Source organism: Devosia sp. ZW T5_3 (assembly GCF_044987315.1).
Classification (GTDB): Bacteria; Pseudomonadota; Alphaproteobacteria; order Rhizobiales; family Devosiaceae; genus Devosia.
The window spans coordinates 105,977-117,992 of sequence record NZ_JBJDRE010000008.1 but is presented as its reverse complement, the minus strand read 5'-3'; the positions used below and the strand labels follow the sequence as shown (position 1 = coordinate 117,992).

The following is a 12,016-nucleotide window of genomic DNA, read 5'->3' as shown; positions in this document are numbered from 1 at the left end:
CTGATCCGCCGCATCACGAATGGAGACGGACGACCACGACCTCGAAGAGGCCGATATCCGGCAATGAAATGCGGTCAGTGCCGGACGCATCTGGGTGTATGTCCAGTGGTACGCCAGCAACCAGAGCCTCAGCGCTGGCTACGCGCTTCGAGACAAACATTTGCCCGCCTTGCAGGGGGACGTGGGGGCCGAAGCTACGACGGCGCTCACCCGTCTGGTTGACGATGTGTGCAACAAGCGCGCCGCCGGACTCGCCTAGGATGAATTCGCTAGAGCCGGGTATGCTTGCTTTGATTATTGGCTCCGCCAATGGCTCGATCGCCGCGACAAGATAGTCGCGGACCTCTGACGTGCCGAACTCGTAGCAGGTTTGACCGACGGACCATGGGATATGGATAACGGATCCGCGTGTTTCCAACTGGACCATGCCTGGAAACGACGTCGCTTCATGACCGTAGCACTTTTCCGGAGGCCCAAATGGCGCCTGCGGCACAAACACTCCGCTCTTTCGGGCCTTTGGCTTCCAAACGTATCTGGAAAAAGCGCCGAATACTGGAATGAAGGCGTCCGAATATGCGAAGCTGCTAACCGTGGCGTGAACATCACGGGCAATGTAGCTCGACCATAGATCCGCCCCTACGACCGGCGCGCCATTTCGCATCAGGGCCGGCGCGGTTTGCATTTCGATCTCGCCGTTTTCAGTCACGGCGCTTGTCCCAGTCAGTACAACATGGCCACCATGGCGCACGAAGTCGTCCAACATACTTGCAAGGTCAGCACCCACCCTGCCGACGTTGGGGAGAACAATCACTTTGTATCGGCTCAGGGCCTTGAAGGATTTTCCGGGGAGGGCAGTTGCGTCCAGCACGTCAAAGGCAAGCCCATTCTCTCGAAGCGCCGTGTAAATCCCTCTGAACTCTTCTGCATCATTGAGGGCACGTGCGCCCAAGCCAATGGGGTCCGGACGCAGGAGAGCGATTGTGGCCGAGGAAACGAGGTCCTGGTAAAGATGGTAGTGATGTCGATAGAACCGGTTGATCTGCCCCCCCAGTTCCACGGCCGGGTACTGAATCCGGCCTGGCGATCCCATGATATATGTAGATAGGTTCCCGCCACGGGCCATTGCCTGAAGCTGGTACTGCGCAAAGTGCTCAGGCTCCACCCCCGCCATTCGGTAGGGCATGTCCACAAACGTGACACAGTTGACCATGACAGCAACGTCCGGCCAACCGGTCCTATGGGCGCTCACTCCCTCTGAGGTCGCATGCGGCCAGAAATCCGCTCCGAATGAGCTGTTGGCCTCGTAATAAAAGATCGGGGCCCCGCGTTTGAGGATCAGTCCCACGTCCTGCCTGATGTTGTGGATATGGGCCGCAATTTTGAGGTTCAGGTCTTTGATTACCTGATTGCAGAAGCGCAGGTATTCCGCATGGTTGGGATGCGACGGCCCATCTGGATGTTCAAGGCCAGCGCTGAAGCGGCTAAAGCCCTCCTTGCAGGCAGTGCAGTGGCAGACGCCGTGATAGACACGCGCGTAGTCCACATCTGGAAACTTGAACCAGTTGAAAAAGAACCCCGACACGTCGTACCGGGTCAATATCTCGTCGATGACATCGAGAGACCGCTCTTGATAGTAGGGGGCAGATGGACAGGTGCTGTAAAGTGCGTTGAATACCTGTGGCTCGCCAGTCGGCGAAACGAACAGCCACTCCGGATGAGCTGCTGCGATTGACGAAGAGACCTTGGAAAAGTCGCAACGCGCCAGCACCCTTATTCCTCGCCGTTTTGCCGAAATCACAGCATCGCCGATTAGATCGCCGGATGGTCTGTCATCGAGCACCGGGTTGCGCGTCTGGAATGGCAACTCGGTCGGATAAAAGGAATAGATGCCGCCTACGTTGATCAGCCAAGTGTCAGCACCGTAAGCTTCGATGACGTCGAGTGTCGCCTCGACATCCATCGTCGCGTCGATGTCTTGTAAGTTGGTTTGGAAAACCGAAAACGGGCTCGTCCACCAACCCTTTCGCCCGGATGCCAAGCTGAGCTTTTCTTCATGCGTCATGTTCCGCTCCCGTTCGACATTATTCGCCCGAGGGAGCAGGCGACCACGCCAAGAGGGCTGCAAAGAGCGCCGAATGATCCTTTTCACCCAATCCCTGTGCAAGCGCGGCATTCATCAGCTGAGCGGTGGCGGACGTGTTGGGCAGCGCGACCTGGAGGGATCTCGCGGCGTCAGTTGCGAGGTTGAGATCCTTACGATGAAGCTTGAGCTTGAACCCGGGATTGAAGGTGCCATCGATCATGCGCTGGCCGTGCACTTCCAAGATTCTGGACTGCGCGAAACCTCCCAACAGGGCATTGCGAACTTTCGATAGATCGGCGCCAGCATACCTTGCAAAGACAAACGCCTCGGCTACTGCTTCGATAGTCAGGCCGACAATGATCTGGTTTGCGACTTTACAGATCTGGCCGGAGCCCGCGTCGCCCACATGGGTGATGTTCTTCCCCATCTTCTGCAGCAGGGGCAGCGAGCGCTGAAAAATATCTTCACTACCCCCGACCATGATTGAGAGCGTGCCTTCACGTGCGCCAATTTCGCCACCGGAGACGGGAGCATCCAAGTAGTGCGCGCCGGCCTGTGCGACCCTGGCGGCGAATTCTTTTGTGGCTACCGGGGAGATCGAGCTCATGTCGATCAGCACTGACCCGGGTTTGAGCGAGGCGACGATGCCGTCCTTACCAAAGAGGACCTCCTCCACCTGTGGCGTATCGGGCAACATCAAGATCACGAAGTTGGCCTCGAGGGCCGCCTCAACCGCCGTCGGTGCTTCTTTAGCACCAAGCTCTATCAGGTACTGAGACGGCGCTTTTACGCGATGGCACCTTACATCTTCGCCGGATCGTACAAGCCGTTCCGCCATCGGACGGCCCATCGTGCCTAAACCTATGAATGCAACTGACATAGTGGTCCTCCAATTTTGTGAGAAGCTTTTCGGACGCGAAATGTCAGTTGTCAACATTTATCAGATTGACCAGACAAATAATAACATCATGATCCGGCGCTTTGCGCGGCCTCGCTAGCCGCAATGGCGGCCATGTTCACAACCCCGCGGCTGGTGACGGAGGGCGCCAGGATATGGGCCGGCTGGCAGGTGCCCATTAGGAGGGGCCCGACCGGCAGCGCATTGTTGAGCTCCTTGAGCAGGGTCATCGACAGATTGGCCGCCTCCAGATTGGGGAAGATCAGCAGGTTCGCCTCTCCCCTGAGCACCGAATTGGGCACATAGCGCTCGCGCAGGCTTTCGTTGATTGCCAGGTCGCCCTGCATTTCGCCGTCCACCACTAGATCCGGCGCAACCTCCTTCAGCGTCTCGTAGACCACGCGCATCTTCTTGCTCGTCAGCCCGTCGCGCGAACCGAAATTGGAATAGCTGAGGAGCGCTGCCTTGGCGTCGATGTTGAAGCGGCGCAGGTGATCGCGCGCCTGCAGCGTGATTTCGACGATCTCCGGCGCCGTTGGATCGATGTTGACGTAGGTATCGGCGAGGAAGAACACGCCCCGGTTCATCACCAGCAAGGAAAGGGTCGAAAGCTGGCTGGCTTCGGGAGCCAGACCGATCACCGACTGGATATCACGCGCATGCTTGATGAACCGCCCCTGCAGGCCGCAGATCAGCGCATCGGCCTCGCCGCGCCGCACCGCCAGCGCGCCGATCACCGTCGTATTGGTGCGCACGATGGTGCGCGCGGTGTCGGGCGTCACCCCCTTGCGCCCGACCAGATCATCGAAGTCGGCGACATAGTCGCGATAGCGCGGATCGTCCTCGGGGTTGACCACGTCGAAGTCGCGCCCGGCCTTGAGCGTCAACCCGAAGCGTTCGATACGCTGCTCGATGACCGAGGGGCGGCCGATCAGGATCGAGCGGCCGATACCATCCTCCAGCATCACCTGGGTTGCGCGAAGCACGCGCTCGTCCTCGCCATCGGCAAAGGCGATGCGCTTGCCCTGGCCCTGTGCCCGCTCGAACATCGGCTTCATAATGAAACCCGAACGGAAGACGAAGCGGTTGAGCTGGTCACGATAGGCGTTAAAATCGGCGATGGGCCGCGCGGCCACGCCGCTTTCCACGGCAGCCTTGGCCACCGCAGGTGCAATGCGCAGGATCAGCCGCTGGTCGAAGGGGTTGGGGATGAGATAATCCGGCCCGAAAATGGCTGGCACGCCATGGGCGGAGGATTCCAGACCCGGTTCATGCGCGAGCTTGGCAATCGCGTGGGCTGCCGCGGCCTTCATCCCCTCGTTGATCACGGTTGCGCCGCAGTCCAGCGCTCCGCGGAACAGGAAGGGAAAGCAGAGGACGTTATTGACCTGGTTGGGATAGTCCGACCGCCCCGTGCAGATCATCGCGTCGGGCCGCGCTTCCCGCGCCAGTTCAGGCATGATCTCGGGGGTGGGATTGGAGAGCGCCAGGATCAGCGGATTTTCCGCCATGTCCTTCATCATCTCGGGCTTGAGCGCCCCCGCCTTGGACAGCCCGACATAGATATCGGCCCCTTCCATGACTTCGCTCAGCTCGGTCTTGTCGGTGTCCTGGGCAAAGGCACCGCGCCAGCGATCGACATTGTTGTGCCGCGCCTTGGTCACCAGCCCCTTGGAATCAGCGAGCCAGATATTCTCGCGCGTCGCACCGACCGCGATCAGCATGTTCATGCAGGCGATGGCCGCGGCCCCTGCCCCCGACGTCACGATCTTGACCTTGGCAATGTCCTTGCCAACCAGCCGCATCGCATTGATCACCGCGGCAGCGACAATGATCGCCGTGCCATGCTGATCGTCATGGAACACCGGAATATTCATGCGCTCGCGCAGCGCTTCCTCAATCTCAAAGCATTCTGGCGCCTTGATGTCTTCGAGGTTGATACCGCCAAAGCTGGGCTCGAGCGGCGCCACGATCTCGATGAAGCGCCTGGGATCCTCCTCAGAAATTTCAAGGTCGATCGAGTCGATACCGGCGAATTTCTTGAAGAGGACAGCCTTGCCCTCCATCACCGGTTTGGAGGCCAGAGCGCCGATATTGCCCAGGCCCAGCACAGCGGTGCCATTGGAGATCACCGCAACGAGGTTTCCTTTGGCGGTGTATTTATAGGCCGCCTGAGGATCCGCCGCGATCTCTTCGCAGGGAATTGCTACTCCTGGCGAATAAGCCAGCGACAGGTCGCGGGTATTAGCCAGCGGCTTGGTCGCGACGATCTCAAGTTTGCCCGGCCTTGGGAACTCGTGGAAATGCAAAGCGGCGTCGTGCAGTGTCTGGCCCTTATCAATCGACATCGTTCTTCCTCTTCCGGATAGTTATTCCGCCGCCCGCAAACGAGCTTTGGCTTGGCGGCGGCGACGGTGGAGGACGGGCTCGGTATACCCGTTGGGCTGTCGCAGCCCCTCAAGCACCAATTCAAGAGCAGCTTGAAAAGCAATGTTCTCGTCGAATGCTGGAGCCATAGGCACGTAGGATGGATCCGTGGCGTTCTGCCGGTCGACGACCACTGCCATACGCCGAAACGCGTTCTCAACCTCTTCCGTGCTCACCAAGCCGTGCAGCAGCCAATTGGCTATGTGTTGAGCCGAGATGCGCAAAGTGGCGCGGTCTTCCATCAGAGCCACATTGTCCATGTCCGGCACCTTGGAGCACCCCACCCCTTGGTCAATCCACCGAACTACGTAGCCCAGTATGCTTTGGGCATTATTGGCGAGCTCGCGCGCGATGGTTTCCGAGGCCAGATTTTCGCCGTTGAGTAGAGGCATTGTCAGGATAGCGGAGAGCTTCGCCGGCTCGCGATCCTCAATCGCCTTTCGAGCGGTGGAGACGTCTACAGCATGGTAGTGAGTGGCGTGGAGGGTCGCCGCCGTGGGCGACGGTACCCACGCGGTGCTCGCACCCGACTGCGGATGGGCGATCTTGGCAGAGAGCATTTCAGCCATGTCGTCCGGCCTGGCCCACATGCCCTTGCCGATTTGGCCGCGGCCAGGCAAGCCGGCTGCAATTCCTTGATCGACATTGTTGTCTTCGTAGGCGGCAAGCCACGCGCACTGGCGCATTGCCGCCTTTGGGACCACGGCGCCCGCTTGCATGGAAGTGTGAATCTCGTCGCCCGTGCGGTCGAGGAAGCCTGTGTTGATGAAAGCAAGGCGCTGCTTCACAGCCCGGATGCAGGCACGCAGATTGACGGTGGTACGGCGCTCTTCGTCCATGACTCCGAGCTTCACGGTATTGGGCGCAAGCCCTAAGATTGCTTCCACTCGGGCGAACAGAAGGTCGGCAAAAGCCACTTCGGCAGGGCCATGCATCTTGGGCTTGACGACGTATATGCTGCCAGTGCGCGAGTTCCGGATACCTTCGACCTTTTTAAGGTCGTGGAGCGCCGCGGCGACTGTGACCATGGCATCAAGGAAGCCTTCGGGTGTCTCCCGTCCCTGATTGTCAAACACAGCGTCCGTAAGCATCAAGTGGCCGACGTTGCGAACTAGCATCAGACTGCGGCCAGCTAGAACAAGCCCTCGGCCCTCGGGGCCGATATAGGTTCGATCCGGTGAAAGCCGACGCGCGATTTCGCGCCCGTTCTTGAAAAAGCGCTCTTCGAGATCGCCCCGCATGAGACCAAGCCAGTTACGGTAAACGATGATCTTGTCCTCCGCATCAACGGCGGCGACCGAGTCTTCGCAATCCTGGATAGTGGTCAGAGCGGATTCGAGAACAACATCGGCGATGCCTGCAGGATCCTGGCGCCCCACCTCCGTAGAGCGGTCGATTACGATCTCCAGATGCAGCCCATTGTGTCGGAACAGGAGCACCGTGGCAGAGCCTCGGTGGGCGGACCCGCGGAATGCCGCCGGGTCCCGGGGACGTGTAGTCCCTCCCCTAGTCGATATCGTGAGCTTTCCGTCGGTAATGTCATAGTTGACGACATCGGCGTGTCGAGAATTGTCGAGCGGAAGCGCGCTATCCAAGAACGCCTTTACGTGCCCAACCACCTGCGCGCCCCGCTTGGCATTGTAGCCCTCTCCAGCCGCAAGATCGCCGTCGTGAGGAACAGCGTCTGTCCCATATAACGCATCGTAAAGGCTGCCCCATCGGGCATTTGCTGCGTTAAGGGCAAAGCGGGCATTCATCACCGGGACAACTAATTGAGGACCCGCCAAGGAGCCGATCTCCGGATCGACATTGTCCGTCTCTACACTCAGCGGCCCATCGTCTTGGACCAAGTAACCAATCTCAGAAAGGAATGCCGCATACTCCTGGACATCGATACTTCGACCGCGCCGGCTGACATGATACTCGTCTATCCTTTCCTGTAGGCGATCGCGCTCGGCGAGGAGTTCCGCGTTCCGCGGCGCCAGTTCAGTGACCACCCCCGAATATCCGTCCCAGAACCGTTCAGGACCGATGCCCGTGCCCGGCAAGACTTCTGTCTCAATGAAGCTGCAAAGACTTTGGTCCACTTGCAGACCCGCCCGATCAAGATAGTCGCTCACGATACCCTCGCATTTAGGTGTTTGGGCTAGATAGAACTGGCACGGGGTTGGCTTCATCGAACGGTCTGCTTTTTTCCACCATGCGGAAACCCATTGCCATTGTGGGCAGTTCGAGCTGGCAAATTACAAGTATTGACAAATTAAGACATTCGGGATTGATAGGCTTATGCCGCGTGTTGCGGCGAAGTGGCCAGTGGGGCCGCCCGGACGTGCTGCAAGAGGAGTTTCTAATGCCGCCCTATGACGATGGCGTGCGCGCCAAGCTGATGACTATCTCAACCGCGACGCTGACAACTGCCCTCTTTAAGCGCGGCTTCCGCAATACTTTTATCGCGGGAATTGGAATCATTAATCCCGACGCGCCGCGGATGGTCGGCCCGGCATATACCTTGCGTTACATCCCTGCCCGCGAAGATCTCGATCATCTCAAGGTTTTCGAAGATCGGAGCCATCCGCAACGTAAGGGCGTCGAGGAGTGTCCCGAAGGCCATGTCTTCGTGATCGACAGCCGCAAGGACCGTTCTGCGGCGTCAGCCGGTGCCATCCTGGTCACCCGCCTCTTCAAACGAAAGGCCGCAGGCATCGTGACCGACGGCGGCTTCCGCGACACACCCGAAATCGCCAAGCTGCCGTTCCCCGCGTATCACGCGGCGCCCTCGGCCCCGACAAATCTTATCAAGCATCACGCCATCGATCTGAACGTTCCGATCGGCTGTGGTGACGTCGCGGTATTTCCCGGAGACATCCTGGTCGGTGACGGCGAAGGGGTGGTGGTTATTCCGCTCCACCTGGCGCGCGAGATCGCTGAAGAAGCTTTCGAACAGACTGTGTTCGAGGACTTCGTTTATGATAAGGTTGTAGAAGGTTCGTCCATATTTGGTATTTACCCGCCTGATCCGGATGCGCTTCAGGAATTTGCGACCTGGAGGCAGAAGGCAGGCCGCTAGAAAGGATTAAGCATGACGACGTCGGTCTTCGAAACGTCTACTCGAGACACCATGTCAGGTCGATTGAGTGGCGTGGTCTATGACCGTATCGTCGACATGATTGCTAATGGGAGCTTTCCGCTTAACAGCCGACTGCCCACGGAAATGGAACTCTCCAAACGCTTTGCAGCCTCCCGCCCGGTGGTGCGGGAGGCTTTGGAACGTTTGCGCGAGGATGGACTGATCGTGTCGCGGCAGGGCTCTGGCTCATACGTCAAGCGGCGGCCTGAAGCTGACGTATTGCAGTTGGCTCCAGTAGGATCGTTGGCAGACATTCAACGCTGTTTCGAATTTCGAGCCGGTCTTGAACCGGCCGGTGCCGCTCTAGCGGCGCAAAGACGTGATGAGGCGGATTTAGCCAAAATCGACGCGGCCATGCAGGCTCTCGAGCGGTGCCTCACCGAAGGACACCTGGGCGCCGAGGAAGATAGCAACTTGCACGACGAAATCGCCAGAGCCACACACAATCAGTACCAGGTCTCGGTACAAGCCTCCCTGCGCTCGCACGTCATCGCCGGCATGAATGTAACCCGCAGCCTAAGCCTGAGGCGCTCATCGGAGCAGTTGCGAGGCGTCCAGACGGAACATGAGCACATCGTCGACGCTATTCGCAGACAGGATGCCGATGCGGCCTATGCTGCAATGCGTTCGCACGTCCTGAATGCCAGGACGCGCATGTTCGAAGGCATCTAAAGGTCCGTCTCGAAGAAATCTCTTATTTCGCTCGCTCGCAGCGAGCTGAAGCCAATCACCATTCGATGGCAGTAGATTCCACCGGAGCGGAGAAGCCGCGGGGAGAATTCAGGCGTGTTGGGGGTGTTGGGGTAAAGCTGGGTCTCCAGCGCCAGGCCACTGTGTGCATTGTAGACTGCCCCATCTTTCCCTGCCAAGTTCGACCAAGAATTAGCCGTGAACAGTTGCACACCCGGTTGATCGGTCTTGAGGGTAAGGGCGCGTCCGGACAGCGGATCGACCATCCACGCCACCGGCCGAACGATTTCAGGGGCTGTGTTCTGCAAGCAAAGGTTGTGCGCGTAGCCATTACCGGCCGCTGCGATGTTCGCGCCGATTGGCTTTGGCTGCCTGAAGTCGAAGGGCGTTCCTTCCACCGGCGCCAACTGGCCGGTGGGAAGCCCGTCCGGTCCTTTTGGCGTGTACCGCGTAGCAGCGATCTTAAGCAAGTGGGCGTGCACGGAACCACTGCCGTGACCTGCTAGGTTCCAATAGCCGTGGAACAGCATGTTGACGAACGTATCGCAATCGCAGATCGCCTGCATGTCGATACGAAGTTCGAAATTCTCGGTCAGCGTGTAGTTCACCCGGGCCGTCATGGTCCCAGGCCAACCCTGATCGCCATCCTCGCTTACCAGTTCGAGAATGATCGAATGGGGGCCATCGTATGCCCCCTTCCACCAACGTGTTCCGAAGTGCCCGGCGCCACCGTGCATGGTGTGCTCGCCGTCATTCCTGGACAATTGGTACTCGGTGCCGCGGATAGCAATGCGACCATGGCCGATCCGATTTCCATATCGCCCAAGCACGGCTCCCATCGTGCCGCCGCGGGCTGCGTAGTCGGATGCGCGTGAAAACCCGGGTACGACGTCCGCCAGGTCCCCTGCAGCGTCGGGCACAAGGCATCGTTTCAGACGCGCACCGTACTCAATCACTTCGATGGCGAGCCCCCCACGTTGAATTCGGTAAACCTTGTCGTCCTGCATAGCGGCTTGGCCCCATAGACATCACTTGATGTTTACAATTATTGACATATCGAGTGCAATGACCGAAACACATTGAACGTGGTTGAGGAGACTATTCATGACGGAAACGCCCGCTTACGAGACCCTCAAACTGGCCATTGTGGGCGGCTCCGGAAGAGTCGGTACCGCCCTGCGGAAGAAATTGGTGCCGCTGGTTCATTCGATCGTCGTCCTCGGAAGGTCCCGCCCCGAGGACTTGGCGGCCAACGAGACATTCGTCGAAGCCGATATGTCAGAAGTGGACACGATGCGCGCGGCGTTCGAAGGGGTTGACGGAGTCATTCACATGGCGGGCATACCTAAGGAGGCGCCGCTAGAAGACATCGTCCAGGTAAATGTCATCGGTACCAACAACGTGTACGAAGCGGCACGGCTGGCGGGCGTGCCACGCGTGATCCTGGGCTCCAGCAACCATGCCATCGGCTACTATCCAACGGACACGGTTGTTTCTGGGACCTCCCAGATGCGTCCCGACGGACTCTATGGCCTTTCCAAATGTTGGACCGAGCTGGTGGCCGGCCTCTATTATGACAAGTACGGCGTTCGCAGCCTTATCATCCGCATAGGGAACGCCGGCAAGCAGCCCAAGACGGTACGGTCCCTCGAGGTATGGGTGAGCCCGGCGGACCTATGCCAGCTCACATTGATCGGCCTCACGCACCCGGATGTGGACGCGACGACGGTGTTCGGAGTGTCCGCAGGTGGCGGCTCGTGGTGGGACAACTCTGTTGCGACAAAACTCGGTTATGTTCCGAGCGACGTAATCGCGGACCACGCCGCGCCTGAACTTAGCGTCGAGGATGAGAGCGAAGCAGCTACGTTTTACCAGGGCGGGCGCTTCGCGGCGGCGGGTCATGTGGGCGGGCTCAGGAAGCGCTGAGGCCAGGGCGTGGGGCCCTGGCCTTCACGTCAGCTAGCGCCGTTCGCCGGCGGATCTTCATGCAGCGCCGGCGAGGAAGCGAGCAGCGTGCGCGTGTATTCGTGCTGCGGATCGCTGAAGACGGTTTGGGTATCGCCAGCCTCGACGAAGACCCCCTTGTTCATCACGGCAATCTTGCTTGCCACCAGGCGCACCAACGCCAGATCGTGCGAAATGAAGATATAAGCCAGGCCCAGGCGCTCCTGCAGCGACATTAGGACGTTGATGACCTGTGCTTGCACGGACACGTCGAGCGCCGATACGGGCTCGTCCAGGATGAGAATGCGAGGCTGTAGTGCCAACGCGCGCGCGATTGCTACGCGCTGTCGCTGACCGCCCGAGAGCTGATTGGGATAGAGTTCTGCAAAGTGTTGAGGCAGATTCACCTGCTTAAGAAGCTCGGCGATCCGAGTTGGTCTGCCGGATTTGTCGACCAGTTCCGGGTGGATCTCCCATGGCTCGCTAATAAGTGCGGCAACCGTCTTGCGAGGGTGGAGCGAGGCATAGGGGTCCTGGAACACCATGGCGAGGTTTCGGCGCTGCTGACGAAGCTGACCGCCCGTCATGCGAACCAGATCTACCCCTTCATACAGAACCGAGCCGCTATCGGGCTGGATGAGACGAAGCAGCGTACGGGCCAGCGTGGATTTCCCGGACCCGGACTCGCCTACAATCGCTAAGCACTCTCCCGGATTGAGTTTGAAACTAATGCCGCCGACTGCAACAACGGGGCCGTGTTTTGCCCCATTCTTGGGGCCGAAGGTCTTATAGAGGTCTTTGACCTCGAGCAGGGCGGATGCTGTAGCTGGAGTGGTCATTCTGTCGT

General features: G+C 59.1%; 9 protein-coding genes. 3 read left to right on the top strand and 6 right to left on the bottom strand.

Annotated features, from left to right (window positions below):
• Positions 1-13 precede the first annotated feature (13 nt).
• Genes ACI3KW_RS11950 through ACI3KW_RS11935 form a run of 4 tightly spaced genes read right to left on the bottom strand, consistent with a single transcriptional unit; the run spans position 14 to position 7,585 of the window.
• A complete protein-coding gene (locus ACI3KW_RS11950; RefSeq protein ID WP_404848255.1) occupies positions 14-2,062 on the bottom strand; it encodes a beta-galactosidase trimerization domain-containing protein in 2,049 nt (682 codons plus the stop codon).
• Between the two features lie 19 nt (positions 2,063-2,081).
• Positions 2,082-3,020, bottom strand: a complete 939-nt coding sequence (locus ACI3KW_RS11945) for a 2-hydroxy-3-oxopropionate reductase (RefSeq protein WP_404848254.1) — start codon at positions 3,018-3,020, stop codon at positions 2,082-2,084.
• 29 nt (positions 3,021-3,049) lie between these two features.
• Complete coding sequence (locus ACI3KW_RS11940) at positions 3,050-5,329, bottom strand: NADP-dependent malic enzyme (protein WP_404848253.1); 2,280 nt, start codon at positions 5,327-5,329, stop codon at positions 3,050-3,052.
• A 21-nt stretch (positions 5,330-5,350) separates the two neighbouring features.
• Positions 5,351-7,585, bottom strand: coding sequence for a malate synthase G (locus ACI3KW_RS11935; protein ID WP_404848252.1), 2,235 nt, complete (start codon positions 7,583-7,585; stop codon positions 5,351-5,353).
• A gap of 173 nt (positions 7,586-7,758) precedes the next feature.
• Here ACI3KW_RS11935 and ACI3KW_RS11930 point away from each other — a divergent pair, with 173 nt between their 5' ends.
• Together ACI3KW_RS11930 and ACI3KW_RS11925 are read left to right on the top strand one after the other, a co-directional pair.
• Positions 7,759-8,475 (top strand): ribonuclease activity regulator RraA, encoded by a 717-nt coding sequence (locus tag ACI3KW_RS11930; RefSeq protein WP_404848251.1) that lies wholly within the window; start codon positions 7,759-7,761, stop codon positions 8,473-8,475.
• 12 nt (positions 8,476-8,487) lie between these two features.
• Positions 8,488-9,207, top strand: a complete 720-nt coding sequence (locus tag ACI3KW_RS11925) for a FadR/GntR family transcriptional regulator (protein ID WP_404848250.1) — start codon at positions 8,488-8,490, stop codon at positions 9,205-9,207.
• Here ACI3KW_RS11925 and ACI3KW_RS11920 read toward each other — a convergent pair.
• Positions 9,204-10,232 (bottom strand): aldose epimerase family protein, encoded by a 1,029-nt coding sequence (locus ACI3KW_RS11920; RefSeq protein WP_404848249.1) that lies wholly within the window; start codon positions 10,230-10,232, stop codon positions 9,204-9,206. The genes ACI3KW_RS11925 and ACI3KW_RS11920 overlap by 4 nt on opposite strands.
• A 97-nt stretch (positions 10,233-10,329) precedes the next feature.
• Here ACI3KW_RS11920 and ACI3KW_RS11915 point away from each other — a divergent pair, with 97 nt between their 5' ends.
• Positions 10,330-11,151, top strand: coding sequence for an NAD-dependent epimerase/dehydratase family protein (locus ACI3KW_RS11915; protein ID WP_404848248.1), 822 nt, complete (start codon positions 10,330-10,332; stop codon positions 11,149-11,151).
• Between the two features lie 29 nt (positions 11,152-11,180).
• Here ACI3KW_RS11915 and ACI3KW_RS11910 read toward each other — a convergent pair whose 3' ends face one another.
• The gene (locus tag ACI3KW_RS11910) at positions 11,181-12,008 is read right to left on the bottom strand and encodes an ATP-binding cassette domain-containing protein (RefSeq protein ID WP_404848247.1); all 828 of its coding nucleotides are present in this window, start codon (positions 12,006-12,008) and stop codon (positions 11,181-11,183) included.
• Positions 12,009-12,016 lie beyond the last annotated feature (8 nt).